This is a genomic window from Thioclava sp. PTB-PU3-1 (genome assembly GCF_055666785.1).
Genome location: NZ_JBVNVL010000005.1, coordinates 200291 through 225139 on the forward strand (window position 1 = coordinate 200291; position 24849 = coordinate 225139).

Below are 24849 nucleotides of genomic sequence, written 5' to 3' on the forward strand. Positions count from 1 at the left end.
GCTCAGTCCAGCGCCGCGTCGCACCGTTTGCAGGTGCCGGGATGCTTATGCGTGCCGACATCGGGCAGGATCTTCCAGCAGCGTTCGCATTTCTCGCCATCCGCCTTCTCGAAGACCACCGAGATGCCCGAAACTTCGGGCAGGCGGTACGCTTCCTGTGGGGCCGGATCGGCGGTCAGCGCGATATCCGAGGTGATGCAGAGATCCTCGAAGGGCACAGATTTCAGCGCCGCAAGAACGTCCGCATCCTCGACATGCACGACAGGTGCCGCCTCGAGCGAGGCCCCGATCACCTTGGCCGAGCGCTGCACTTCCAGCGCCGCCGTCACCACGCGACGGGCGCGGCGGATGCCGTCCCATTTCGCGGCAAGGCTCGCGTCGGCCCAAGCTTCGGGCGTCTCGGGGATGTCCTGCAGGTGCACCGAGGCGTCGTCGCCCGGGAAGCGCGACAGCCACACGTCTTCCATCGTGAAGACGAGGATCGGCGCGAGCCAGGTCGTCAGGCGATGGAACAGAAGGTCCAGCACCGTGCGCGCCGCGCGGCGACGCAGGCCGTCTTCCGGGTCGCAATAGAGCGCGTCCTTGCGGATGTCGAAATAGAAGGCCGACAGGTCCACCGTGCAGAAGTTGAACAGCTGCTGGAACACGCCCTGGAAGTCGAACGCGTCATAGCCCTTGCGCACCTCGGTATCGAGCTGCGCCAGACGGTGTAGCACCCAGCGCTCCAGCTCCGGCATCTCGGCCGGATCGACGCGCTCGGCGTCGGAGAATCCGTCGAGATTGCCCAGCATGAAGCGCAGCGTGTTGCGCAGACGGCGATAGCTGTCGGCGACGCCTTTCAGGATCTCCGGGCCGATGCGCTGATCCTCGGTGAAGTCGGTCTGCGCGACCCAGAGGCGCAGGATATCCGCGCCGTATTGCTTGATGACTTCCTCGGGCACGATCGTGTTGCCCAGCGATTTGGACATCTTCATGCCCTTCTCGTCGAGCGTGAACCCGTGCGTCACCACGTTGCGATAGGGCGCGCGGCCTTTCGTGGCGCAGGCCTGAAGCAGCGAGGAGTGGAACCAGCCGCGGTGCTGGTCGGTGCCCTCAAGGTAGACATCGGCGATGCCATCCTCGGTGCCGTCTGCGCGGTCGCGCAGCACGAAAGCATGGGTGGACCCGCTGTCGAACCACACGTCGAGCACGTCGAAGACCTGCTCGTAATCATCGGGGTTCACCAAACCTTCGAGAACCTTCGCTTTGAACCCGTCCTCATACCACGCATCCGCGCCCTCGGTCTCGAAGGCGGCGATGACGCGCGCATTGGCTTCGGCATTGCGCAGCAGGAAGTCCTCGTCGGTAGGCTTGGCGCCTTTCTTGACGAAGCAGGTCAGCGGCACGCCCCAGGCGCGCTGACGGCTCAGCACCCAGTCGGGACGGTTCTCGATCATCGAATGCAGGCGGTTCTTGCCCTTCTCGGGCGTGAAGGTCACCAGCTCCTCGATCGAGGTCAGCGCGCGCTTGCGGATCGTGTCGCCATAGGTGCCCATGCCATCGTCGAGCGTGTGGTCGATCGCTGCGAACCATTGCGGCGTGTTGCGATAGATCAGCGGTGCTTTCGAGCGCCAGCTATGCGGGTAGGAGTGCTTGATCTTGCCCTTGGCGAGAAGCGCACCGGCCCAAGCGAGCTGCTTGATGTTCGACACGTTCGCGGGGCCGTCCTTGCCGTCCGCCGCGACGATCGCCTCGCCGCCGAACAGCGGCAGATCCTTGCGGTAGGTGCCGTCGGGTTCGACATTGTAGGTCATCGGCAGGCCGAACTTAAGGCCCATCTGATAGTCGTCGTCACCATGCGACGGCGCGGTGTGCACGAAGCCGGTCCCGGCGTCGTCGGTCACGTGATCGCCCGGCAGGACCGGCACGTCGAAATCCCATTCGCCATTCGCGCCGTCGACGCCGGCATAGGGGTGCGACAGCGTCAGCCCTTCCAGCTCCGCTGCCGACACGTCGCGCACGCGGGTGAAGCTCTCGACCTTCGCCTGATCCATCACCGATTGCGCCAGCGCATCGGCCATCAGAAGCAGCTCGCCTTCCTCGGCGGTCGATTTCTCGCCCAGCGTATCGACCCGGTAGAGGCCGTAGCCGATCGTCGGATGGAAGGAGACGGCGCGGTTTTGCGGGATCGTCCACGGCGTCGTGGTCCAGATCACGACGCTCGCCTCATGCAGCTGATCGGCCAGCAGCGCCTGATCGGCCGCGTCATACTCGACCGCATCTTCGGTCGGCATCGCCGCGTTGCCGCCCCGGCGCACCTTGAAGCGCACCCAGATCGTGTGGCTGGTATGGTCGTGATACTCGACCTCGGCCTCGGCCAGCGCGGTCTTCTCGACCGGCGACCACATGACGGGCTTGGAGCCCTGATAGAGCGTGCCGTTCATCAGGAACTTCATGAACTCCTCGGCGATCACCGCCTCGGCATGGTAGTTCATCGTGAGGTAAGGATCGGCCCAGTTGCCATAGACGCCCAGACGCTCGAATTCCTCGCGCTGGATGTCGACCCAGTTCTCGGCAAAGGCGCGGCATTCGCGGCGGAAGTCCACGACGTCGACCGCGTCCTTATCTAGCCCCTTGGCGCGATACTGCTCTTCGATCTTCCACTCGATCGGCAGGCCGTGGCAATCCCAGCCCGGAACGTAGCGCGCATCGCGGCCCATCATCTGCTGCGAGCGGGTGATGAAGTCCTTCAGGATCTTGTTGAGCGCGTGACCGATATGGAGATGGCCGTTCGCATAGGGAGGGCCGTCATGGAGCACGAAGCTCGGGCGGTTGTCCTTCGCGGCCTTCTCGCGCAGGCGGTCATAGACGCCGATTTTCTCCCAACGGGCCAGCCAGTCGGGCTCGCGCATGGGCAGGCCCGCGCGCATCGGGAAATCGGTTTTCGGCAGGAAGACGGTGCCACGATAATCGGGGGCGGTCGTCTCGGTGGTCTGGTCGGAACTCATGGAATTGTCGTCCTTGGGAAAGGGAAGGGCGTGTGCGCGCACGCCTCGGGGCTTGGCGCAATATCCCGGCTACCCTGACGCGTCAGAGCGCCGGGCAGGTAATTCGCGGATATGCAGCCAGCAAGAACATGCCGCCCTTATAGGCGTGCGACCGCAGGGCGGCAAGCGCAGATCAGGGAGGGCTGCCGCCCGTCACTGTGGGTGCGCAATCGACGAAGAAGAGGGGGGCGCTGCCCCCACGCCCTGTCGGGCGCTCCCCCGGGATATTTGTGCCAAGCCGAAATGCATCTGCAGGCAAGAGCCGGGGATACGCGGCAGAAGGGTTGGCCCCTTTCCCCCTCCGTCGCGATCTCTTAGGGTCAGGGCGAAGCGAGGGAGGCGGCATGTCGGAACAGGCAGAGATCACGGGCGAAATGGTGGAGCAGCTCTTCCGGCGCTCTTCCGACGAGTATCTGTTCGCGCGCTGGGGGCGTCCGGTCGTGCCGGTGGTGTTCGGGGTGGAGGCTGCGACGCTGGCGACCGTGAAGGGCGCGGTCGAGGCGGTCGTGGCACTGGCCGGGCACAAGATGGCCGAGACCGATCCTGAGCTTGGCGCGAACCTGATGATCTTCTTCTTCCGTGACTGGCAGGAATTGCTTGAGGTGCCCAATCTCGATCACCTGATCGACGGTCTGCAGGATCTGGTGATCCGGCTCGACGATCAGGGCGCGAACCAGTATCGCGTCTTCCGCTTCGACAAGGACGGCGCCATCCGGGCCTGTTTCGCCTTCGTACGGATGGATGCGGGGCTCGATGAGGTGCCCGCCGAGGTGATCGCGCTGAGCCAGGCGGTGCAGATGATCCTGCTCTGGTCGGACAAGGCTTTCGTGAAACGCTCGCCGCTTGCGGTGGCGCGCGGCGTGACCGTGCTGCGCCCCGAGATCGCGGCGATCATTGCGGCGGGCTACGATCCGACCATGCCGGCGGTTGCCAAAGATCCGAGCCACGCGCTGCGCCTTGCCGCCCGCGCAGGTCTGCGTCAGGGAGAGGCCGCAGAGGCGGTGCGGGAATTGTCGCGCGAAGTGGGCGAGGCAGAGCCGGACGATCAGGAGAACGAGAATGGCGCATGAGTTTCCGATCCGGGTCTATTACGAGGACACCGATCTTGCGGGGATCGTCTATTACGCCAATTACCTGAAGTTCATCGAGCGCGGGCGGTCCGAATTCGTCCGCGCGCTGGGCGTGGATCAGGTCGCGCTGAAGGCCGATCACGGCGTGGTCTTCGCGGTGCGCCGGGTCGAGGCCGATTACCTGCGCTCCGCGAAATTCGACGACGAGCTGGTGGTCACGACCGATCTGGTGGCCGAGACAGGCGCGCGTTTCGTGATGGAGCAGACCGTGCAGCGCGACGGCGAGGTGCTGTTCACCGCGCAGGTCACCATCGTCTGTCTCAATGAGGCGGGCGCGGCTCAGCGGCTTCCCGCCGATATTCGCCGGAAACTGGCCCCGAAACTGCATTGAAAAGCGGCGGGGTTTCGCCGGTTACATTGTTGTTATGGCGTTCCCCTTACTGCTGATATAGAATCGCTGGTAATCAGAGGCCCGATAACGTGGCCCCAACCGGCGAGCAGTACCTATGGACCAATCTTCGCTTGCGATGGCGCAGGAGATCGACTTCTCCCTGCTTGCGCTCTTTCTGCGCGCATCGCTGACCGTCAAACTCGTGATGATCATTCTCGTGGTGGCCAGCTTCTGGTCCTGGGCGATCATCATCCGCAAATTCATCGCCTATCGCGCGGCGCGCTCCGAGGCGGAAGCCTTCGACCGGGCCTTCTGGTCGGGAGAGCCGCTCGATGAGCTGTTCGACCAGATCGGCCCCGCGCCCGAGGGTGCGAGCCAGAAAATCTTCGCCGCCGGCATGCTGGAATGGCGTCGGTCGCACCGTCAGGACGGCGCGCTGATCACCGGCGCGCAGGCGCGGATCGAACGCTCGATGGATGTCGCGATCCAGAAAGCCACCGAGAACCTCAATTACGGGCTGAATTTCCTTGCGACCGTGGGCTCGATCTCGCCCTTCGTGGGCCTGTTCGGCACGGTCTGGGGGATCAAGGTCGCCTTCGAGGAGATCGCGATCTCGCAGAACACCTCGCTTGCCGTCGTGGCGCCCGGCATCTCGGAAGCGCTCGTCGCGACCGCGCTGGGCCTGCTTGCGGCAATCCCGGCGGTGATCTTCTACAACAAGCTGTCGTCCGATGCCGATCGCATCGCGGGCAACTACGAGGCCTTCGCGGACGAGTTCTCGACCATCCTGTCGCGCCAGTTGGATAGCTGATCATGGGTGCTGGTGTTGCAAAACGCGGATCGGGCGGATCGCGGCGCCGCAGGAGCGGGCGGGGCCGTCATGCCGCGATGAGCGAGATCAACGTCACGCCGATGGTCGACGTGATGCTGGTGCTCTTGGTGATCTTCATGGTCGCCGCGCCGATGATGACGGTGGGCGTGCCGCTGGAGCTGCCGAAGACGGCGGCCAAGGCCGTGCCGACAGAGCAGGAAACGCCGCTGACAATCTCGCTTCAGGCGGACGGGAAGGTCTCGCTGATGAACTCGGAAGTGCCGCAGGATCAGCTGATCGATCGTCTCAAGGCGATCTCGGCCGAGCGTAACAGCAACAAGGTGTTCCTGCGCGCGGACGGCAAGATTTCCTATTCTCAGGTGGTGCAGGTGATGGGCGCGCTCAACGGCGCGGGGTTCTCGAACATCACGCTCGTCACCGATACCGGAGGGCCGCAATTGACGGCGCCTGCGGGGAACTGAGCCCAGGGGGCAGCATCGCATGAACCGTGCGGACAAGATCGGTTACGGCCTGTCGGGCGCGCTGCATGTGGGCGTGCTCTTCTGGGTCATTGCCGGGGGGCAGTGGTTCTTCCCGAAGCCGAACAAGCCGGTGGTGATCAGCCAGGTCGCGGTGATGTCCGAGCAGGACTTCAACACGATGATGGCCTCGGCGCCGAAGGATGCGCCGCAGCCGACGCCGGATCCGGTTGCGCCCACGGCGCCCGATACACCTTCCGAGACGACACCGCCGCCCGAGACGCCCGCGCCCGAGCCGCAGGCCAAGCCGGACCCCGAGCCGCAGGCGATGCAGCAGCCCGATCCGGCCCCTGATGCGCAGCCCGACGTCTCGGCCCTACAAGAGCCGACGCCGCCCGCCGAGGTGAGCGACACGCCGCCCGAAATCGTACCGCCGGTCGAGGAGCCCTCGCCGACGGTCACGCCCGACATCTCTCCCGCGCCGAAGCCGAAACAGGCGCCGCGCGTGGCCCCGACCCCTGCGCCCGAGCCGCCGCCCGAAGCGAAGGTCGACCCGCAGGCGCAGCCGCAAGAGGCCCCCAAACCCGCCGACACGCCCGATCAGCCGGTCGAGAAGCCGAAGGAGGCGACCGCGCCGCCGGAAGCCTCGACGGAGATCGTGACCGAGGCGAACAAGACCGAAGACAAGCCGGAAAGCTCCGCGCCGCTGGCCTCGCCGCGTCCGAGCGCCAAGCCGAAACCGCCCGCGCCGAAAGAGACGCAGACGGCCGCCGCGCCTGCCGAGAAGAAGCCGGCAGAGGAAAAGCCCGCCGAGCCGAAACCGGCAGAGACCAAGCCCGCGCCGAGCGAGCCGAAGAAAGTCGACAGCGCCTCGGTGAACGATGCTCTGGCGGCAGCTTTGGGTGGCGAGGGCACGGGCGGCACCGGCTCCGCGCCGACCGGTCCGCCGATCACCGCAGGCGAGAAAGACGCGCTGATCGTCGACATTAAGCAGTGCTGGAACACCGGCGCGCTCAGCTCGGATGCGCTGCGTACCACGGTGACGCTGTCGGTCGACATGCAGCCCGACGGCCACCCGATCATCTCCTCGATCAAGCTGGTCGGGGCGACGGGCGGCACCGGCAACGCGGTCGATCAGGCCTTCGAGGCCGGGCGTCGCGCTATCGTTCTGTGCGGCTCGGACGGGTTCCCGTTGCCGCCGGAGAAATACGACCGCTGGAAAACGATCACCATCGACTTCAATCCCGAAAAAATGAGGATGAAATGACGGTGGATCGGCGAATTTCCGCGCGGTGTCATGGGGTTGTGATGCACGATCGTGCCGCAGCGCGTTACAAACCGGGCAAGACCCGGAAAGGGAGTGTGTGACATGATGCGTTTCGTTCTCAGTTTGCTGGCGGCTGTGATGCTGGCACCCATCGCCGCAACCGCGCAGGATTCCGAACCGCTGCATATCGAGATCACCGACGGTGTGATCGAGCCGATGCCGTTCGCGATCGCGGGCTTCATCCCCGAAAGTTCCGAGGCCGCCGATATGGCGAGCCAGATCACGCAGGTGATCTCGAGCGATCTGACGGGCACGGGCCTGTTCCGCGAAATCCCGAAATCCGCCTATATCCAGAACGTGTCGAGCTTCGATACGCCGGTGAAATATTCCGACTGGCAGGCGATCAACGCGCAGGCGCTGGTCGTGGGCTCGGTCGGGATGCAGGGCGGCAAGGTGGTCGTGAAGTTCCGCCTCTTCGACGTGTTCTCCGGTCAGCAGATGGGCGACGGGCAGCAACTTGCAGCCTCGCCGGCCAGCTGGCGGCGTCTGGCGCACAAGGTCTCGGACGTGATCTATTCGCGCATCACGGGCGAGGGCCCCTACTTCGATAGCCGCGTGGTCTTCGTCTCGGAAAGCGGGCCGAAGGACAACCGCCAGAAGCGGCTCGCCGTGATGGATTACGACGGCGCGAACGTGACCTATCTCACCGATGCCTCGACCATCGTGCTCGCCCCGCGCTTCTCGCGTGACGGCACCAAGGTGCTGTTCACCACCTTCGAGACCGGCTTCCCGCGCATCAAGATGCTTGACGTGGCCACCGCCTCGGCGCGGCTTCTGCCGGAAGTGCCCGGCACGATGACCTTCGCGCCGCGCTTCTCGCCAGATGGCACGAAGATCGTCTATTCGATGGAGCAGAACGGCAATACCGATCTCTGGATGATGAATATCAGCTCGGGACAGACCCAGCGCCTGACGACCTCGCCTGCGATCGAAACCTCGCCCAGCTTCTCGCCCGACGGTTCGCGGATCGTGTTCGAATCCGACCGCTCGGGCACGCAGCAGCTCTACATCATGCCCGCGGGCGGCGGTGACGCGACGCGGATCAGCTTTGGCGACGGGCGCTATTCGACCCCCGTGTGGTCGCCGCGCGGCGACATGATCGCCTTCACCAAGCAAAATCAGGGCCGTTTCCATATCGGCGTGATGCGCACCGATGGCTCGGAGGAGCGTCTGCTGACCTCGTCCTTCCTCGACGAGGGGCCGACCTGGTCGCCCAATGGCCGCGTGATCATGTTCACCCGGGAGAGCCCTGGCGCCCAAGGGTCGGCCTCGCTCTATTCGGTCGACATCTCCGGGCGCAACCTGAAGAAAGTCTCCACGCCGGGAGCCGCATCGGACCCGGCCTGGTCGCCGCTTCTGCCCTGAGGGCGGATTAACAAGCGTTAGAGAAACTGGTAGGCTCGCCCGCAATGGGCAGATCAACAAAGGCGGAACCAATGAATTTTGCAGTGAAGGCCGTGTTGGCCATCTCGATGCTGGGCCTCGCGGCCTGTTCGAACCCCGATCAATACGGCTCCGGCGCGACCGGCCCCGGCGGCGCGCTCGGCCCGGGCGGCGCTGGCATGGACGGCGTCAGCCAAGGCGGGATCAACGATCCCAACTCGCCGGCCTATTTCAGCCAGACCATCGGCGACATGGTGCATTTCCAGGTTGACCAGTCGACGCTGACCGACACCGCGCGCGGCATTCTGTCCCAGCAGGCAAGCTGGCTTGTGAGCCACCCGAGCTACACTGCGATCATCGAAGGCCATGCCGACGAGCAGGGCACCCGCGAATACAACCTCGCGCTCGGCGCACGCCGTGCCTCGGCCGTGCAGGAATACCTGATCAGCCAGGGCGTGGCCGGTAACCGTCTGCGCACGGTTTCCTACGGTAAGGAACGCCCGCTGGCGATCTGCTCCACTGAGGAGTGCTACATGAAGAACCGTCGCGCCGTGACGGTGATCTCGCAATCGGCGGTCGGGAGCTGATCGCGATGCTGAGAGCTTTGCTTCTCGGCGCGGCTGTTCTGGCAGCCGCGCCCGCGCTGGCTCAGGACGCGAACCGCGCCCAGACGCTGGCTGACATCAAGACCGAGTTGGGGCAGCTTCAGACCGAAATCGGTAGCCTGCGTCAGGAGCTGCAAGCCTCGGGCCAGGCCGGTCTGCAGAAAGCGGGCGGCGATTCCGCTCTGCAGCGGATGGATTCGATGGAGCTGTCGCTGTCGCATATGACCGACCGCGTCGAAGAGCTGGAAAACAAGATCAACCGCGTCGTCGCCGATGGCACGAAGCGGATCGGCGATCTGAACTTCCGGGTCTGCGAGATGGAAGAGAACTGCGACATCTCGCAGCTGGGCAAGGCCAAGCCGCTGGGAGGCGACGCGCCGACCAATGCGCCCTCGGTCACCGGCCCTGCGCCGGATTCCACGCCCGGCCCCGATCTCGCGATCAACGAGAAATCGGATTTCGAAGCGGGCAAGAAAGCCTTCGAGGATGGCGATTATGCCTCGGCGGCCGATCTTCTCGCGACCTTCCGGCAGACCTATCCCGGCTCGCCGTTGACCAGCGACGCGATGTATTATCGCGGCATGGCGCTGCAAAAGCAGGGCGACGAGGCGGGTGCTGCACGGGCATGGCTCGACGGGTTCTCCGCCGATCCGAAAGGGTCGCGGGCGGCGGACAACCTGCTGTCGCTCGGCAAGGCTCTGGGCCAGCTCGGTCAGCAGAGCGAGGCCTGTACCACGCTGGGGCAGGTGAGCGCACGCTTCCCGGGTTCGTCGGCGGCGGGCGAGGCGCAGGGCGCGCAGCAATCGCTGGGATGCCAGTGAGCGCGGTCCGGTGACGCTGGACGACATCGCAAGACACGGTTTTGACCCCGATGCGCCCCGGCGCGTCGGGGTTGCCGTTTCCGGGGGCTCGGATTCGATGGCGGTGCTGGTGCTGCTGGCTGCGCATTTCGAGGTTGCCGCGGTGACGGTGGATCACGGGCTGCGCCCCGAGGCCGCCGAGGAAGCCGCATTTGTCGGGCGGTTCTGCGCGGATCGCGGCACTGCGCATACCGTCCTGCGTTGGGATGGCGCCAGTGCCGAAGGCAACCTGATGGATGCTGCGCGCCGGGCGCGTCTGTGGCTGATCGGCGCTTGGGCACGCGAAAACGGGATTGCCCATGTCGCGCTGGGGCATACCGCCAACGATCAGGCCGAGACCTTCCTGATGCGGCTCGCCCGAGAGGCGGGGCTGGAGGGGTTGTCGGGCATGCGCCCGCGGTTCGAGGCCGAAGGCGTGACATGGCATCGTCCGTTTCTTGGCCAGACACGCGAGTCGTTGCGCGACCATCTGCGCGCGGAAGGCATCACGTGGATCGACGACCCCTCCAACGCGAATGACCGCTTCGACCGGGTCAAGGCGCGTCAGGCGCTCGGGGCGCTTGCGCCTTTGGGCGTCGATACGCAGGCGATCGCCGGCGTGACGGCGAACCTCTCGGCGGCGAATGCCGCGCTGAATCGGTTGCTGTCGGCGGAGGTCGCACGTCACGTCTCCGAGCCGTCGGGCGATCTGCTGATCGATGCCAAGGGCTTCGCCGCGATGGACCCAGAATTGCAACGTCGCCTGATCGTGGCTGCGTTGCGTTGGGTGTCCGGGGCGGAGTATGCGCCGCGCGCCGCCAAGGTGCAGAGCCTGCTGTCGGAGATCGCGCAGCCCGGCGACCGCACCCTGCATGGTTGCCGCATCACCTCTGGCAAAGACGCGATCCGCATTACCCGCGAGGCGCAGGCCGTGGCCGATCTGCACGTGGCTGTCGAAGCTGGCGCCGCGCTTTGGGACCGCTGGGAGGTCACCGGGCCCGCAACCGACGTCGCGGAAGTCGCGGCGCTGGGGGAGGCGGGATTGCGCCAATGCCCCGACCGGCGCGACACCGGCCTTCCGCGTGCCTCGCTTGCCGCAAGCCCCGCCATTTGGCGCGGCGAGACGCTTGTCGCGGCGCCGATCGCGGGCTTTGGCGCAGGCTGGCAGGCGCGGATTTCCCGCGACGCATTCGCCACTTGGCTAATTCGACGTTGAACCCCGGCGCGTAATGCCTATTTTCACTGAGGAAGAGGCGGCGACCGCAGGTCAGCCGCCCGATACGATTGGAGGATATTCCTTGGGTAATGCGCGCAATCTGGCCTTTTGGGCGGTGCTGTTCCTGCTGATTTTAGCCCTGTTCAACCTTTTCGGTGATGGGCAATCTTCGATGAACTCGTCCCAAGCGACCTACTCGGAGTTCATGGACGCCGTCGATAAAGGCGAGGTGAAGAACGTTCGCCTCGATGGCGAAGAGGTGCGCTACCAGCTCGCCGATGGCACAAGCTTCACCACCATCAAGCCGATGGAAGATCAGATCGCAGAGAAGCTGATCGACAAGGGCATCGCGGTGAGCGTCGTCAAACAACAGCAGTCGGGCTTCATGTCGCTGCTGGGCGTCTGGCTTCCCTTCCTCGTGCTGATCGGCATCTGGATCTTCTTCATGAACCGGATGCAGGGCGGCGGCAAAGGCGGCGCGATGGGCTTCGGCAAGTCCAAGGCGAAGCTCCTGACCGAGAAACATGGCCGCGTGACGTTTGACGACGTGGCGGGCATCGACGAAGCCAAGGAAGAACTCGAAGAGATCGTGGAATTCCTGCGCAACCCGCAGAAATTCTCGCGCCTCGGCGGCAAGATTCCGAAAGGCGCGCTGCTGGTGGGCCCTCCGGGTACCGGTAAGACGCTTCTGGCCCGCGCCATTGCGGGCGAGGCGGGCGTGCCCTTCTTCACCATTTCGGGCTCCGACTTCGTCGAGATGTTCGTGGGTGTGGGTGCATCCCGTGTCCGCGACATGTTCGAGCAGGCCAAGAAGAACGCGCCCTGCATCGTCTTCATCGACGAGATCGACGCGGTGGGTCGTGCCCGCGGTGTCGGCATCGGCGGCGGCAATGACGAGCGCGAACAGACCCTCAACCAGCTTCTGGTCGAGATGGACGGCTTCGAGGCCAATGAAGGCATTATCATCATCGCGGCGACGAACCGCAAAGACGTGCTCGACCCCGCGCTGCTGCGTCCGGGCCGCTTCGACCGTCAGATCCACGTCCCGAACCCCGACATTAAGGGCCGCGAGAAGATCCTGACGGTTCACTCGCGCAAGGTTCCGGTGGGGCCGGATGTCGACCTGCGCACCATCGCGCGTGGTACGCCGGGCTTCTCGGGCGCCGACCTGATGAACCTCGTCAACGAGGCCGCGCTGATGGCGGCCCGCGTCGGGCGTCGCTTCGTCTCGATGGAAGATTTCGAGAACGCCAAGGACAAGGTGATGCTGGGTGTCGAGCGCCGCTCGATGGTGCTCACCCCCGAGCAGAAGGAAATGACCGCCTATCACGAGGCCGGTCACGCCATCGTCGGGCTGTCGCTGCCGAAATGCGATCCGGTCTACAAGGCCACGATCATTCCGCGCGGTCAGGCCTTGGGTATGGTCGTCTCGCTGCCCGAGATGGACAAGCTCAACTACCACAAGGACGAGGCCAAGCAGAAGATCACCATGACCATGGCGGGCAAGGCAGCCGAGATCCTGAAATGGGGCGAAGAGCATGTCTCGAACGGCCCGGCAGGCGACATTCAGCAGGCGTCGGCGATTGCCCGCGCCATGGTGATGCGCTGGGGCATGTCCGAGAAGGTCGGCAATATCGACTATGCCGAGGCGCATGAGGGCTATCAGGGCAACACCGCCGGCTTCTCGGTCTCGACCAAGACGAAAGAGCTGATCGAGGAAGAGGTGCGCGGCCTGATCGAAGACGGCTACCAGGAGGCGCGCCGCATCCTTACCGAGCGGATCGAGGATTGGGAACGTCTGGCGCAAGGCCTTCTGGAATACGAAACCCTCACCGGCGACGAGATCAAGAAGGTCCTCTCCGGAGAGCCGCTGGGCGGTGACGACGATGACAGCTCCTCGGGGAGCCTGCCGTCGGTGACCGCGCTGCCCAAAACGTCCAAGAAGAAGGATCAGGGCGACGGCGGGGCGGAAACCACCCCCGAGCCTTCGGCCTGACCGCGAAGGTTCGCGAGAATGGTCACGCGTGACGCTTCAGTGCCGGGCGCAGCCGATTGGGACCCAGACGCTTATGCGCGGTTCCGCAATCTGAGGCTGCGCCCGGCACTCGACCTTCTGGCCCGGGTGCCGCAACTGCCCGAGCGCGGCAAGATCATCGATCTGGGCTGCGGCAACGGCGCGGTGGCCGAGGCGCTGAACCACCACTACCCCAAGCGCAAGATCGTGGGCGTCGACAATTCCGAGGCGATGCTGAAGCGCGCCGCGGCGATCGGCGCCTATCACCATTGCGATCTGGTCGACATTTCCGAATGGACGCCCAACAAGCCGCCGGCGATGATCTTCTCCAACGCGGCGCTGCATTGGCTCCCCGATCACGCCGCGCTGTTTCCGCGTCTGGCCGGAGAGCTGCGCGAGGGCGGCGTTCTGGCCGTGCAGATGCCCGCCCAGCATGGTGCGCCGTCGCATCGCATCCTGCGCGAGCTGTCGCAGGAGATGTTCCCCGACCGGTTCAACTTCGCGGGCTGGGTGCCGCCCGTGGCCCCGGCGGTGGATTACGCAAAAATGCTTAGCCCTCTGGGCGAGGTCGATATCTGGCACACCGAATATCTGCAGGAGTTGCAGCCCACGCCGGGGGCGCATCCGGTGCGCCGCTTCACGGAAAGCACGGCGATGCGTCCTTTCCTGCGACTCCTAGGCGACACTGAAGCGCAGGTTCTCATCGAACGCTATGAAACCGCGCTCGAGACGGTTTATCCTTTGCGGGACGACGGCAGCGTCTTTTTCCCGTTCCGTCGTCTGTTTGTCGTCTTGTCAAAGAGGGGCTGATGGCCGCGCTGAAACCCACGCAGTATCAAGGGGAGGTCGTCTGGCTCGGCCTGGTGACCACCGAGGGACAACTGACCTCGACCCCGGTCGAAGAGATCGACTTTACCTTCGACGGTCCCGTGGGAGAACTGCATGGCGGGCGCACGCGCCCTTCCTGCTCGCGCGTGACCGATCAGCATCCCAAGGGCACCGAGATCGCCAATGTTCGCCAGCTGACGATCCTCTCGGCGGAGGAACTGGCTGAGACCGCCTTCGCGATGGGCGTGCCGGAAATCGACCCTTCCTGGGTCGGCGCGACGATCGTGCTGCGCGGCCTGCCGGACCTGACCCATATCCCGCCCTCGGCGCGGCTGCAGAACGAGACCGGGCTGACCTTCGTGGTGGATATGGAGAACCGCCCCTGCGTCCTGCCGGGCCGGGTGATCGAAGAGCACTATCCCGAGAAGGGCAAGCGCTACAAACCGGCCGCCCAAGGTCGGCGCGGCGTCACCGCTTGGGTAGAGCGTCCCGGCCGTCTGGTCGTGGGCGAAACCCTGCGGCTGCATATCCCCGATCAGCGCGCCTGGGAGCTGATGGACGAGGTCCGCTGAGGCGATTTAATCCCGCAACGGTCGCTTCTTTCCCTTTCGCTGCGCCGTCAAATGGCTACCCTCCCTCAGCAGGAGGACCCGATGACGAGTGACTTAGAGATTGCCCGTGCCGCGACGCTGCGCCCGATGCCGGAAATCGCGGCGAAGCTGGATATTCCCGAAGACGCGCTGATCCCCTATGGCCGCGACAAGGCGAAGCTGGAGGCGGAGTTCATCGCGGGTCTGGACGCGCGCGAGACCGGCAAGCTGATCCTCGTCACCGCGATCTCGCCGACCCCTGCGGGCGAGGGCAAGACCACCACGACAGTTGGCCTCGGCGATGGGCTCTCCCGGATCGGCAAGCGCGCCGCGATCTGCCTGCGCGAAGCCTCGCTCGGTCCGAATTTCGGGATGAAGGGCGGGGCCGCGGGGGGCGGCTACGCGCAGGTCGTGCCGATGGAGTCGATGAACCTCCATTTCACCGGCGATTTCCACGCGGTCGGGGCGGCGCATAACCTGCTCTCGGCGATGATCGACAACCACATCCACTGGGGCAACGCGCTCGAGATCGACGCGCGCCGGATCACGTGGCGGCGCGTGCTCGACATGAACGACCGGGCGCTGCGCGATATTGTCGTCAGCCTTGGCGGCGTCTCGAACGGCTTTCCGCGCCAGACCGGCTTCGACATTACCGTGGCCTCCGAGGTCATGGCATGCCTCTGCCTCAGTCGCGATCTGACGGATCTGCAGGAGCGGCTGGGTCGGATCGTCGTAGGCTATCGCCGCGACCGCTCACCCGTCACCTGCGCGGAGATCGGGGCCGATGGCGCGATGGTGGTGCTGCTGAAAGACGCGCTGCAGCCCAATCTCGTGCAGACGCTGGAGGGCACGCCCGCCTTCGTGCATGGCGGGCCCTTCGCCAATATCGCGCATGGCTGCAACTCGGTGATCGCGACGCAAAGCGCGCTGAAGCTGGCCGATTACGTCGTGACCGAAGCGGGCTTCGGGGCCGATCTGGGGGCGGAGAAATTCTTCGACATCAAATGCCGCAAGGCCGGGCTAAGCCCGAATGCTGCGGTGGTCGTGGCGACGGTGCGGGCGCTGAAGATGAATGGCGGTGTCGCGAAAGCGGATCTCGGCGCGGAGAACGTGGCCGCCGTCGAGGCGGGGTGCGCCAATCTCGCGCGTCACATCGCGAATATGAAGAAATTCGGCGTGCCGGTCGTGGTCGCGATCAACCGCTTCACTGCCGATACCGAGGACGAGATCGCAGCGGTGCGCGCCGCCGCCGAAGCGCAGGGCGTGGAGGCGGTTCTGTGCACCCATTGGGCCGATGGCGGCGCGGGGACCGAGGCGCTGGCAGAAAAGATCGTCGCGCTGACTGAGCGCCCGTCGCAATTCGCGCCGCTCTATCCCGATGACATGCCGCTACTGGAAAAGATCGAGACCATCGCAACGCGCATCTACCACGCGAGCGATGTCTATGCCGATCAGAAGATCCTCAACCAGCTTCGCGACTGGGAGGCCGCGGGCTATGGCAACCTGCCGATCTGCGTGGCCAAGACGCAGTATTCCTTCAGCGCGGACCCGACGCTGCGCGGGGCGCCCTCGGGCCATACGCTGCCGATCCGCGAAGTGCGGCTCTCGGCGGGGGCGGGGTTCGTCGTGGTGATCTGCGGTGAAATCATGACCATGCCGGGCCTTCCCCGGCACCCGGCTGCGGAGACGATCGGCCTCGATGCCGAAGGCCGCATCACGGGTTTGTTCTAGGGGCGCGGTCTTGAGCTTGTTGGGCCAAGCTGCGATAGGGGGCGCGAGTGTTCCGGGAGCCTTGTCGATGAAATCTCCGTCAGACCTGCACACGATGGAAGAGCTGCGCGTCGCCATCGATGCGCTCGACCGGGAGCTGGTCGAGATGCTCGGTGCGCGCACCCGGCTGATCGCCCGTGCGGCGGAACTCAAACAGGGAAATGGCTGGCCCGCACGCATCCCCGACCGTGTCGAGGATGTGGTGGCAAAGGTCCGCGCCGCCGCCGGTCCTGCCGGGCTCGATCCCGATCTCGCCGACCGTCTGTGGCGCGAGATGATCGAGCATTTCATCGCGCAGGAAGAACAGGTTCTGGGCAAGGGAGACCCCGATGAGCGCCACGATCATTGACGGAAAGGCGCTTGCGCAGGTCAAGCTGGACGAGACCTATGCCGAGGCACAGAGGCTTTCGGAGGCAGGCTGGGCGCCGCGCCTCGTCTCGATCTCGGTCGGCGATGTCGCCGCCGCGGAACTCTATGTGCGCAACCAGAAGAAATACGCCGAGAAAGCCGGCGTGGCCTTCGAGGTGCGCAACTACCCCGAGACGATCAGCCTCGAACAGCTCCAGGGCGTGCTGGCCGGTCTGAACGCCGATCCCCGCGTCAATGGCATCATCATCCAGCGCCCGCTGCCCGACCATATCCCGGTCAAGGTGCTGCAGAAGGCGGTTCATCCGCTCAAGGATGTGGAGGGGATGCACCCCGCCTCGATCGGCAACATCGTCTATAACGAGCTGGAACTGGGCCCCTGCACCGCTGTCGCGGCGGTGGAGATCCTGAAATCCCTTCCGCTCCAGACCGAAGGGCTCAATGTCTGCGTAATCGGCCACTCGGAGATCGTGGGCAAGCCGATCGCCTTCCTGATGATGGGACTCGGCGCCACCGTCACCGTGTGCCACCACATGACGCGGCAGGTCTCGGTGCATTCGCGCGCCGCCGATGCCGTGTTCGTCGCGGTGGGCAAGCCGGGGCTGGTGCATGGAGAAATGCTCAAGCCCGGTGCGGCGCTGATCGATATCGGCATCAACCGGGTCGAGGGGCGCACCGTGGGCGACGCCGATTTCGACAGCTGCGCCGAAGTGGCGGGCTGGATCACGCCGGTGCCGGGCGGGGTGGGGCCGGTCACGGTCTCGACGCTAATGAACAACGCGGTCCGCGCGACCCGCATGCAGATGGACCATTACCGCACGACCTTCGCGGCGGTGGAGTGACGGAGGAATGAAATGACGGCGACGATCATCGACGGGAAGGCCTTCGCAGCGAGCGTGCGCGAGAAAGTGGCCGAGCATGTCACCCGGCTGCAAGAGGAGCACGGCATCACGCCGGGCCTCGCGGTGGTGCTGGTGGGCGAAGACCCGGCCAGCCAGGTCTATGTGCGCAACAAGGGCAAGCAGACGCTGGAAGCCGGGATGAACTCCTACGAGCACAAGCTGCCCGTGGAGACCTCCGAGGCGGATCTGCTGGCGCTGGTCGAGAAGCTCAACGCCGATCCGGCGGTGCATGGCATCCTCGTGCAGCTGCCGTTGCCCGATCACATCGACGAGGAGAAGGTGATCAACTCGATTACCCCCGCGAAAGATGTCGATGGCTTCCATATCCTCAATGTGGGCCTTCTGGGCACCGGGCAGAAATCGATGGTGCCCTGCACGCCGCTGGGCTGCCTGATGATGCTGCGCGACCAACTGGGCAGCCTCTCGGGGCTGAACGCCGTCGTGGTGGGGCGCTCCAACATCGTCGGCAAGCCGATGGCGCAACTGCTGCTGCGCGATAGCTGCACCGTCACCATCGCGCATAGCCGCACCAAGGATCTCGCCGATGTCTGCCGTGGCGCGGATATCCTCGTGGCCGCCGTGGGCCGCCCGCGCATGATCCCGGGCGACTGGGTGAAGCCCGGCGCGACCGTGATCGATGTCGGTATCAACCGGATCGACGCGCCCGAGAAGGGCGAGGGCAAGACCCGGCTGGTGGGCGATGTCGATTTCGACAGCGCCAAGGAGGTCGCGGGCGCGATCACCCCGGTGCCGGGCGGCGTCGGCCCGATGACCATCGCGTGCCTTCTGGCCAACACCGTGACCGCCTGCTGCCGCGCAAACAATCTGCCCGAACCTGAGGGTTTGACTGCCTGACAAAGGTAGGTAAGGATTTCCACAGGTTGGGTGGGGTAAGCGGCCTTTGCCGTTGTCGGAACCGTAACGCTTGCGTTACCCAAGCGTCATTGGGGCGTGACGGCAATGGCAGGTTTCTGGAAAATATATTGGCGGGCATTGAAGATCCCGGCTCTGCCGGTGATCTGGGTCGTGGCATCGCTATTCGGCATCGTGGCCGGACCATTCAACACTCTCGAATCCATGTCGCTCGGTGCGCGCGTGATTTTCTGGCCGCTCAGTGTCGCGGTCGGCATCCTGATTGGCGCGGCGATCCGCATTTTCGTGCGGCGGAAGCTGGGTTTGCGCCGGTTCCGTTACGAGGCGCCCACGCTTGCCGGCCTTTCCGCTTTGGTACTGACTGTGCCGCTTTACCTGCTCGTTCTGCTGCTTGCGGCGAAGCCCAACTTCCGGGGGTTCGAGATATTCCACATGGCTGGCTATATCCTCGGCCTCTCGATGGCAGGCTCCACCCTGCGGCACTGGATGGCGCCTCAGCAGGGGCGTCCGAAGCGGACGCAGGAGGCTTCAGCGGACGCTGCGGAGAAGCAGGCCCGCCGGGACGTTGAGGCAGCGGGTAAGGGGGCTCTCTCTTCGCCCACGCCGCGTTTGCTTTATCGGCTTGAGCCTGACCTGCGCGCACCGCTGATCCGCCTCGCGGTGAACGACCACTATGTCGACGTGGTGACCGAGGCGGGGGAGACGAGCCTGTTGATCCGGCTTGCCGATGCAATCGCCGAGACCGAGGGCGCGCCGGGCCTGCAGGTCCATCGCTCGCATTGGGTCGCGCGTGATGCGGTGCGCGGCATGCGCAAGGAGAAGGGGCGCGTCTTCCTGCAGATGGCCGATGGCGAAGAGGTGCCTGTCTCGCGCACCTATCAGCCGCAGGTCGAGGCGGCGCGGTTCCGCGCGCCCGATGCCGATGGGATGGCCGCGCAGTAACACTCTTAGTGGACGATCACCTCGTCTCTGACGAACATGTTGTCCCAGGCACGATCCACCAACTCCGGCGTCATCTGATAGGGGATGCCCTCGAATTCGCAGATCGAGATCATCTGGTCGATCAGGAAGACCGGCTGATAATTCGCGTAGATATTGTCGATGGTGGGGTACTTCACCTTGAGGAGATGCAGCAGCGCCTTTTCGTCGAGCGGCATGTTGCGCTTCTTCGCCATCATCTGGAAAATCTTGAGATAGTCGGACTGGTTCGGCCCGTCGATCTTGATCTTGAAGAAGATACGACGCAGCGCCGCCTTATCGAAGATCTCGTTCGGGTGGAAGTTGGTCGAGAAGATCACGAGCGTGTCGAAGGGCACCTCGAATTTCTCGCCCGATTGCAGCGAGAGGATATCGCGGTTCTCTTCGAGCGGCACGATCCAGCGGTTCACGAGCTTCTGCGGCGGCTCTGCCTGACGGCCAAGGTCGTCCACGATGAAGACGCCGCCTGCCGATTTGAACTGCAGCGGCGCGGTATAGGTGCGCGCGGTTGCGTTGTATTTCAGGTCGAGCATGTCGAGCGAAAGTTCACCACCGGTGATCACGGTCGGGCGCTCGCAATAGACGTAGCGCTGGTCGAACTGCATCCCGCGCTTGCGCAGCGAGGTGGGATCGTCTTCCTCGACCGGAACGGGGGTGTGTACGATCGGGTCGTAGACGGTGATGATCTGGCCCGCATATTCGATGGCGCGGGGGATGAAGATATTGTCGCCGATCGCGTCGCGGATGCCGTTCGAGATCGAGGATTTCCCGTTGCCGGGCGGGCCATACATCAGGATTGAGCGCCCCGAGGAGACCGCCGGGCCAAGCTGGCCGATCAGGTCGGGCGGCAGGATCAGGTGACCCATCGCGCCTAGAAGCTGCTGGCGGGTCAGCTGGATGTTGCGGATCGACTGGCGCTTCACCTGTTCACGATAGACGGTCAGCGGCACCGGCATCGCGCCGTAATATTCCGACTGCGCCAGCGCATCGAGCGCGCGCGCCTTGCCGGTGTCCGACAGCTGGAAGCCCATCTCGCCGCCGGAATTGGCGTGCAGCGTGCCCATCGCCTCCAACAGGCCCTGCTTGCGGCACATGTCGATCAGGTCCTGCACCATCGTTATCGGAAGGCAGACCAGCTTGGACAGCGCAGAGGCCGTGTCCGTATTGGTGCGGAACATCGTCTTGAGCAGGATGTCCCGCATCATCACGACGTTCAGCCCGGTTTCCTCCAGCGCGCGCGGCGGGGCCGGGGCGATGACATTCGAGGTCATCATGTTCATCTGGCGCGTCCTCTCGGCTGTGCACCCCGCTTTGGTCCTGCGCGGGGGCTAAGATCGGTCCGGGCCAATCTTGCCGGTGATTGTGGCCAAATGTTGGAAAAACCGGGTAATCGCCGCGATACCCGATCGCGGGGCTGAACAATCAGCCCAACGCCACGAGCAGCAGATACGCCCAGAGCGTGCCGACCAGCGCCAGCCCCATCGGGAAGTCCTTGCGCTTCCAGCTCACCCAATCGGGCGTGGCCTTCACCACGGCGGGGATTGCGCGAAAGATCCGGTGCGCGGCGAAGGCTGCAAGCAGGAAGGCGCAGAGCAGGAACATCGTCAGCTGTACGTCGAACAGCTCATGCGAGAAGAACGGCGCAGCGGCGGCTGCGAATTTCGCGTCGCCCGCACCGAAATGCGCGATCTGGTTCAGGATGTAGCCGATCACGAAGACGACCAGCGCATGGCTCCACCGCCAGGCATAGACGTCGATCGGCAAGAGGAACGGCCCCGCGAAAGCGAAGATCACCAGAAGCGCCAGCACCGCCTTGTTGCGGATTTTCATGTATTTGAGGTCGGTGAAGACCACCCAGGCGCATACCGGGGTGATCAGTACCAGAAAGATCAGCGCCGAAAGCGGCGGGGCGAGACCGAGCATCCTCTTAGCCTTTCAGCGCGCTCGACGATCCCTGATCGAGCGCCTTCAGCGCCCGGTCGGCCTCCGCGAAATACTGCGGATTGGTGTCGATCGCGTCTTGCAACAGCGTCTTGCCGATATTGACGTCGCCGCGCTTCACCGCGGCCAGACCCGCCGTATACAGAAGCTGTGCGCGCTCCGTCTGGGTCATGTCGATCACGGGCAGGTCGTATTTGCCCTGGCTGGCCCGCGCGAGCACGAGGTTGTTCTTCGTGGTGAAGCGGGTCGGATCGTAGGTGAGCGCTTCCTTGAACAGCTTCTCGGCGCCTGCGGCATCACCGCGGCTGAGCTTGGAGAAGCCCCAGTTGTTGTAGATGCCCGCGGGCTTCGTGGTCAGGCCCGCCGCGGTCTCGTAGAAGCTGTCGGCCTTCTTCCACTGTTTCTCGCTATCGGCCACCATCGCTTCGAGCCGGTAGCGGTCATAGGTCTCATGGGTCGGCGGCACGGTGTTCAGCGTGGCCTTCGCCCCGGACCAGTCATTGGAGCGGATCTGCGCCTCGGCCATTGACACGCGGTCGTCATTGGTCGCGCCCGGCATGGCGAGAACCTCTTGCCAGACCTTCACGGCCTGCACGGGCTTTTGCGCGCGCACCAGCGATTTCGCGAGGCCGCGCTTGGCGTCGATCCGGTCGGGGTGGTCGTTGGACAGCCGCGTGAAATAAGTCACGGCCTCGTTCGGGTCGGCGACCGTCAGCATGATGTCGGTGAGGTTGGTCTCATCAACGGCATTCACGCTTTTCATCGCGCGCGCGACTTCGGCGTCGCTGTTATTACCCATACAGCCGGAGAGAGTCATCGCGCAGCCAGCCAAGGCTGCCAGAAAGATCGGGTGGCGCATGTTACCTGCGTCCTTTTTGCTCGAGCCTCAGTGCTTCGTCAGCAGCAGGTAGTCACCGACCCCTTTCCTGACGAGCGTGAACTGCTTGTCCTGTGGCGCAGCGTAACCCGGCTCTTCTATTTTTGCGAGCGCCTGCTTGAGGTTTTGCTTGATCGCGTCCGATTGGCCACTGTCCAGTGCGAAGGCGAGTTTGAAGACGCGCGCGGCTTCTGCGTATTTGCCGCGCTCCATCAGAACGACCCCAAGGTTGTTCCATGCCGGCACGAAGGTCTGATCGGCCTCGGTCGCACGGCGCAGCATCTGTTCGGCTTGGTTCAGGCGCCCCAGTTTCAGGTCGGCCGAACCGATGCCCGAGAGGATTTCCGCCGTCGCGCCATGCTGGCCCGCCGCGCGGTAATAGGCCTTGAGCGCAAGCTCGTATTCGCCCGCGTCCATCAGCCGATGACCGACGAGAAGCCCGTCGACCGCCTCCGCACCGGGTTTGGTGCCAGGGGCGAAAGCGCCCCGTTTCTCAGCCGAAAGGCCGCCCGGGTTGCAGGCGGCCAGTGTGGTTACTGTCAGCGCGGCCAGTATCAGGCCGCGGCGCTCTGGGATCATGCCGTCAAATGCCCATATTCTTGAAGTTCTCAAGCATATCATGGATCGACGGGCCAACAAGAATGATCAGAAGCGGCGGCACGGTGAACATCATCGTGCCCAGCGTCATCTTGGTCGGGATCTTGTTGGCGGCTTCCTCGGCGCGCATGATCCGCTTGTCGCGCATATCGGCGGCATAGAGGCGCAGGGCTTCGGCGATCGAGGTGCCGAATTGCTGCGACTGGATCATCACGGTCACGAAGCTCGCGATATCCGGCACGCCCGAGCGTTCGCCGAAATTGCGCAGCACGGTCGACTTGTCGAGACCGGCCTTGATCTCGTGGGCGACCATCGCGAATTCCTCGGACAGGGCAGGGTAGGATTTGTTCAGCTCTTTCGAGACCCGGATGATCCCCTGATCGAGCGACTGGCCCGCCTCGACGCAGACCAGCAGCATGTCGAGCGAGTCCGGGAAGCCGTTCTGCATTTCGTCGGTGCGCGCTTTCACGCGCTTGTTCACCCAGTATTTCGGGCCGTAATAACCGACGCCGCCGGGGCCGAGCACCCAGAGCACCGTGCCCAGCATCCCCATGCTTTGCCCTTCGGGCGCGCCGGAGTTGTAGAGCACGACATAAAGCGAGCCGAGCGCGAGCAGGCCGATACCTGCCGCGAACTGGACCGCGTGGAAGGTGCGCACGGCATTCGGGCCGCGATAGCCGGCCGATTGCAGCCATTTGCGCGACTCCGACAGTTCCTCGGCGTTTTGCGGCTCGAGGAAGGCCGAATATTTCTGCAGCTTGTCGCTCTGGGTGTCGCGCAGCTTCGGGTTGGTTTTATCCGTGTTCCCACCGGTATTCTGGCGCGGCTGGCGCGGGGCTTTCCCGCGGATCTTGTCGAACGGATCCTCGCGCTTCTTCAGGAGCGCAGGGATCGCGGCGAGCACCAGAAGCCCGCCGAGCGCCGCCAGAGCGATCATCGGACCCATCGGCCCGAGCGCATCGGTCAGCATCTGGTTGATGGCAGCGAAATCCATTGGGCTCTCCTCAGACCTTGATGGTTGTCATGACCTTCATGAAGATCACGTTGGCGCCGAGCAGCAGGAACACCACGATGGCGGCCGGAATGAAGGCGGCGGTTGTCTTCACCTCGTCGTAATAGTCGGGCGAAACGACCTGAATGATCACCATCACCACGACGGGGAAGGCCGACAGGAAGATGCCCGACCAGCGCGGCTCTGCAGTGATCGCCTTCACGCGGCGGAACAGCCGGAAGCGCGAGCGGATGACTTTCGACAGGCCTTCGAGAACTTCGGCGAGGTTGCCGCCCGAGGTCTGCTGGATCGACACGGCGACCGCGAGGAAGCGCAGATCCTGCATATCCAGACGTTCGGCCATTTCCGAGATTGCCTCGGCCACGTTGCGCCCATAGGCGGCCTCGTCGGCGATGATGCCGAACTCGGTGCCCATCGGATCGGGGATTTCGCGTGCGACGGCCTGGATCGCGGAGGCCAGGGGGTGACCTACGCGCAAGCTGCGCACCATCAGTTCCACCGCATCGGGAAGTTGCTCCTCCATCAGCGCCATGCGCTTCTTGGCCTTCGAGCTGACCCAGAAGAACACGCCGCCCACGCCCATGAAGAGCGCGAGGAAGATACGGATGAAGAGCCCCGCCTGCGAGGCTACCGTGAGGGCGATGAAGGCGGCGAAACAGGCGAAGGCCATGATGCCGATCAGGGCCATCGGCGAGAAGGCGATATTACCCTTCTGCGCCTTGTCGGCCAGCAGCGAATAGAGCGGGATCGAGCGCGCATCGTTATGCTGCGTCGCTTCCTTGCGCAGGCGTTCCAGCACCTCTTCGCGCCGCTCGCCCTTGTTGAGCATCTCGAGGCGGCGATTGACCCGCTTGTTGAGCGAGATCGACTTGCCGAAGAACAGCAGATAGACGCCTTCGACGAGCAGAAGCACTGCGACGAAGATCAGCAGGTAGATAATGGGGGTCGCCATGG

The 24849-nt window shown here is 64.5% G+C and carries 24 protein-coding genes; 17 read left to right on the plus strand and 7 right to left on the minus strand.

The annotated features are described in order from the left end of the window. Nucleotides 1-2: 2 nt before the first annotated feature. The gene (gene ileS, locus ACZ7GB_RS14695) at nucleotides 3-2987 is read right to left on the minus strand and encodes an isoleucine--tRNA ligase (protein ID WP_472159281.1); all 2985 of its coding nucleotides are present in this window, start codon (nucleotides 2985-2987) and stop codon (nucleotides 3-5) included. 383 nt (nucleotides 2988-3370) lie between these two features. On the opposite strand from ileS, the gene ACZ7GB_RS14700 reads away from it, so the two are divergent. The 17 genes from ACZ7GB_RS14700 to ACZ7GB_RS14780 all read left to right on the plus strand — a co-directional run bounded on the left by ACZ7GB_RS14700 (nucleotide 3371) and on the right by ACZ7GB_RS14780 (nucleotide 19432). After that, nucleotides 3371-4096, plus strand: coding sequence for a hypothetical protein (locus ACZ7GB_RS14700; protein WP_371326886.1), 726 nt, complete (start codon nucleotides 3371-3373; stop codon nucleotides 4094-4096). Continuing rightward, on the plus strand, nucleotides 4086-4487 hold the full coding sequence (gene ybgC, locus ACZ7GB_RS14705; RefSeq protein WP_472159282.1) for a tol-pal system-associated acyl-CoA thioesterase: 402 nt from the start codon (nucleotides 4086-4088) through the stop codon (nucleotides 4485-4487). The genes ACZ7GB_RS14700 and ybgC overlap by 11 nt, the downstream gene beginning before the upstream one ends. Before the next feature lie 115 nt (nucleotides 4488-4602). Then, entirely contained in the window at nucleotides 4603-5298 is a 696-nt protein-coding gene (gene tolQ / locus ACZ7GB_RS14710; protein WP_078521931.1) for a protein TolQ, read from the plus strand. 2 nt (nucleotides 5299-5300) lie between these two features. Next, nucleotides 5301-5780 carry a protein TolR gene (gene tolR / locus ACZ7GB_RS14715; protein ID WP_078540251.1) on the plus strand — a complete coding sequence of 160 codons (480 nt, stop codon included), beginning with the start codon at nucleotides 5301-5303 and terminating at the stop codon, nucleotides 5778-5780. A 19-nt stretch (nucleotides 5781-5799) separates the two neighbouring features. After that, a complete protein-coding gene (locus tag ACZ7GB_RS14720; protein ID WP_472159283.1) occupies nucleotides 5800-7044 on the plus strand; it encodes a cell envelope biogenesis protein TolA in 1245 nt (414 codons plus the stop codon). 102 nt (nucleotides 7045-7146) lie between these two features. Further along, complete coding sequence (gene tolB / locus ACZ7GB_RS14725) at nucleotides 7147-8469, plus strand: Tol-Pal system beta propeller repeat protein TolB (RefSeq protein ID WP_078540249.1); 1323 nt, start codon at nucleotides 7147-7149, stop codon at nucleotides 8467-8469. A 71-nt stretch (nucleotides 8470-8540) separates the two neighbouring features. Then, nucleotides 8541-9074: a peptidoglycan-associated lipoprotein Pal gene (pal, locus tag ACZ7GB_RS14730; protein WP_078604319.1), complete on the plus strand. Its 534-nt coding sequence runs from the start codon at nucleotides 8541-8543 to the stop codon at nucleotides 9072-9074. 5 nt (nucleotides 9075-9079) lie between these two features. Continuing rightward, the gene (gene ybgF, locus ACZ7GB_RS14735; RefSeq protein WP_472159285.1) at nucleotides 9080-9913 is read left to right on the plus strand and encodes a tol-pal system protein YbgF; all 834 of its coding nucleotides are present in this window, start codon (nucleotides 9080-9082) and stop codon (nucleotides 9911-9913) included. A 10-nt stretch (nucleotides 9914-9923) separates the two neighbouring features. Then, nucleotides 9924-11147: a tRNA lysidine(34) synthetase TilS gene (gene tilS / locus ACZ7GB_RS14740; protein ID WP_472159286.1), complete on the plus strand. Its 1224-nt coding sequence runs from the start codon at nucleotides 9924-9926 to the stop codon at nucleotides 11145-11147. An 82-nt stretch (nucleotides 11148-11229) separates the two neighbouring features. After that, on the plus strand, nucleotides 11230-13143 hold the full coding sequence (gene ftsH, locus ACZ7GB_RS14745; RefSeq protein ID WP_078521918.1) for an ATP-dependent zinc metalloprotease FtsH: 1914 nt from the start codon (nucleotides 11230-11232) through the stop codon (nucleotides 13141-13143). An 18-nt stretch (nucleotides 13144-13161) separates the two neighbouring features. After that, complete coding sequence (locus ACZ7GB_RS14750) at nucleotides 13162-13971, plus strand: methyltransferase domain-containing protein (RefSeq protein WP_078521916.1); 810 nt, start codon at nucleotides 13162-13164, stop codon at nucleotides 13969-13971. Next, nucleotides 13971-14561 (plus strand): MOSC domain-containing protein, encoded by a 591-nt coding sequence (locus ACZ7GB_RS14755; RefSeq protein ID WP_078521914.1) that lies wholly within the window; start codon nucleotides 13971-13973, stop codon nucleotides 14559-14561. The genes ACZ7GB_RS14750 and ACZ7GB_RS14755 overlap by 1 nt, the downstream gene beginning before the upstream one ends. A gap of 81 nt (nucleotides 14562-14642) precedes the next feature. Continuing rightward, complete coding sequence (locus ACZ7GB_RS14760; RefSeq protein WP_472159287.1) at nucleotides 14643-16310, plus strand: formate--tetrahydrofolate ligase; 1668 nt, start codon at nucleotides 14643-14645, stop codon at nucleotides 16308-16310. Nucleotides 16311-16377: 67 nt separating this feature from the next. Then, complete coding sequence (locus ACZ7GB_RS14765) at nucleotides 16378-16698, plus strand: chorismate mutase (protein WP_078521910.1); 321 nt, start codon at nucleotides 16378-16380, stop codon at nucleotides 16696-16698. Then, complete coding sequence (locus tag ACZ7GB_RS14770) at nucleotides 16679-17557, plus strand: bifunctional 5,10-methylenetetrahydrofolate dehydrogenase/5,10-methenyltetrahydrofolate cyclohydrolase (RefSeq protein WP_472159288.1); 879 nt, start codon at nucleotides 16679-16681, stop codon at nucleotides 17555-17557. The genes ACZ7GB_RS14765 and ACZ7GB_RS14770 overlap by 20 nt, the downstream gene beginning before the upstream one ends. A 12-nt stretch (nucleotides 17558-17569) precedes the next feature. Next, on the plus strand, nucleotides 17570-18472 hold the full coding sequence (gene folD, locus ACZ7GB_RS14775; protein WP_078545214.1) for a bifunctional methylenetetrahydrofolate dehydrogenase/methenyltetrahydrofolate cyclohydrolase FolD: 903 nt from the start codon (nucleotides 17570-17572) through the stop codon (nucleotides 18470-18472). A 105-nt stretch (nucleotides 18473-18577) separates the two neighbouring features. Next, nucleotides 18578-19432, plus strand: a complete 855-nt coding sequence (locus ACZ7GB_RS14780) for a LytTR family DNA-binding domain-containing protein (protein WP_472159289.1) — start codon at nucleotides 18578-18580, stop codon at nucleotides 19430-19432. Nucleotides 19433-19437: 5 nt separating this feature from the next. On the opposite strand, the gene ACZ7GB_RS14785 is transcribed toward ACZ7GB_RS14780, so the two are convergent. The 6 genes from ACZ7GB_RS14785 to ACZ7GB_RS14810 form a co-directional block, all read right to left on the minus strand. Next, nucleotides 19438-20748, minus strand: a complete 1311-nt coding sequence (locus ACZ7GB_RS14785) for an ATPase (protein WP_078602082.1) — start codon at nucleotides 20746-20748, stop codon at nucleotides 19438-19440. Nucleotides 20749-20890: 142 nt separating this feature from the next. Next, the gene (locus tag ACZ7GB_RS14790; protein WP_078540242.1) at nucleotides 20891-21391 is read right to left on the minus strand and encodes a prepilin peptidase; all 501 of its coding nucleotides are present in this window, start codon (nucleotides 21389-21391) and stop codon (nucleotides 20891-20893) included. Between the two features lie 4 nt (nucleotides 21392-21395). Beyond that, nucleotides 21396-22268, minus strand: a complete 873-nt coding sequence (locus ACZ7GB_RS14795) for a tetratricopeptide repeat protein (RefSeq protein WP_472159291.1) — start codon at nucleotides 22266-22268, stop codon at nucleotides 21396-21398. A gap of 27 nt (nucleotides 22269-22295) precedes the next feature. After that, nucleotides 22296-22865: a tetratricopeptide repeat protein gene (locus ACZ7GB_RS14800; protein WP_472159292.1), complete on the minus strand. Its 570-nt coding sequence runs from the start codon at nucleotides 22863-22865 to the stop codon at nucleotides 22296-22298. 4 nt (nucleotides 22866-22869) lie between these two features. Then, nucleotides 22870-23877: a type II secretion system F family protein gene (locus ACZ7GB_RS14805; RefSeq protein WP_472159293.1), complete on the minus strand. Its 1008-nt coding sequence runs from the start codon at nucleotides 23875-23877 to the stop codon at nucleotides 22870-22872. Nucleotides 23878-23887: 10 nt separating this feature from the next. Beyond that, nucleotides 23888-24847 (minus strand): type II secretion system F family protein, encoded by a 960-nt coding sequence (locus ACZ7GB_RS14810; protein WP_078521894.1) that lies wholly within the window; start codon nucleotides 24845-24847, stop codon nucleotides 23888-23890. Between the last annotated feature and the right edge of the window lie 2 nt (nucleotides 24848-24849).

Bases quoted from the DNA above. Each gene is read 5' to 3' on its own strand.
- ACZ7GB_RS14760 (WP_472159287.1), top strand. From the start codon at position 14,643: ATGACGAGTGACTTAGAGATTGCCCGTGCCGCGACGCTGCGCCCGATG.
- ACZ7GB_RS14810 (WP_078521894.1), bottom strand. From the start codon at position 24,847: ATGGCGACCCCCATTATCTACCTGCTGATCTTCGTCGCAGTGCTTCTG.
- ACZ7GB_RS14800 (WP_472159292.1), bottom strand. From the start codon at position 22,865: ATGATCCCAGAGCGCCGCGGCCTGATACTGGCCGCGCTGACAGTAACC.
- ACZ7GB_RS14785 (WP_078602082.1), bottom strand. From the start codon at position 20,748: ATGAACATGATGACCTCGAATGTCATCGCCCCGGCCCCGCCGCGCGCG.
- ileS (WP_472159281.1), bottom strand. From the start codon at position 2,987: ATGAGTTCCGACCAGACCACCGAGACGACCGCCCCCGATTATCGTGGC.
- ACZ7GB_RS14780 (WP_472159289.1), top strand. From the start codon at position 18,578: ATGGCAGGTTTCTGGAAAATATATTGGCGGGCATTGAAGATCCCGGCT.
- ybgC (WP_472159282.1), top strand. From the start codon at position 4,086: ATGGCGCATGAGTTTCCGATCCGGGTCTATTACGAGGACACCGATCTT.
- tolQ (WP_078521931.1), top strand. From the start codon at position 4,603: ATGGACCAATCTTCGCTTGCGATGGCGCAGGAGATCGACTTCTCCCTG.
- folD (WP_078545214.1), top strand. From the start codon at position 17,570: ATGACGGCGACGATCATCGACGGGAAGGCCTTCGCAGCGAGCGTGCGC.
- tolR (WP_078540251.1), top strand. From the start codon at position 5,301: ATGGGTGCTGGTGTTGCAAAACGCGGATCGGGCGGATCGCGGCGCCGC.
- pal (WP_078604319.1), top strand. From the start codon at position 8,541: ATGAATTTTGCAGTGAAGGCCGTGTTGGCCATCTCGATGCTGGGCCTC.
- ACZ7GB_RS14765 (WP_078521910.1), top strand. From the start codon at position 16,378: ATGAAATCTCCGTCAGACCTGCACACGATGGAAGAGCTGCGCGTCGCC.
- ACZ7GB_RS14790 (WP_078540242.1), bottom strand. From the start codon at position 21,391: ATGCTCGGTCTCGCCCCGCCGCTTTCGGCGCTGATCTTTCTGGTACTG.
- ACZ7GB_RS14720 (WP_472159283.1), top strand. From the start codon at position 5,800: ATGAACCGTGCGGACAAGATCGGTTACGGCCTGTCGGGCGCGCTGCAT.
- ACZ7GB_RS14795 (WP_472159291.1), bottom strand. From the start codon at position 22,268: ATGCGCCACCCGATCTTTCTGGCAGCCTTGGCTGGCTGCGCGATGACT.
- ybgF (WP_472159285.1), top strand. From the start codon at position 9,080: ATGCTGAGAGCTTTGCTTCTCGGCGCGGCTGTTCTGGCAGCCGCGCCC.
- ACZ7GB_RS14755 (WP_078521914.1), top strand. From the start codon at position 13,971: ATGGCCGCGCTGAAACCCACGCAGTATCAAGGGGAGGTCGTCTGGCTC.
- ACZ7GB_RS14770 (WP_472159288.1), top strand. From the start codon at position 16,679: ATGAGCGCCACGATCATTGACGGAAAGGCGCTTGCGCAGGTCAAGCTG.
- ACZ7GB_RS14750 (WP_078521916.1), top strand. From the start codon at position 13,162: ATGGTCACGCGTGACGCTTCAGTGCCGGGCGCAGCCGATTGGGACCCA.
- ACZ7GB_RS14805 (WP_472159293.1), bottom strand. From the start codon at position 23,877: ATGGATTTCGCTGCCATCAACCAGATGCTGACCGATGCGCTCGGGCCG.
- tolB (WP_078540249.1), top strand. From the start codon at position 7,147: ATGATGCGTTTCGTTCTCAGTTTGCTGGCGGCTGTGATGCTGGCACCC.
- ACZ7GB_RS14700 (WP_371326886.1), top strand. From the start codon at position 3,371: ATGTCGGAACAGGCAGAGATCACGGGCGAAATGGTGGAGCAGCTCTTC.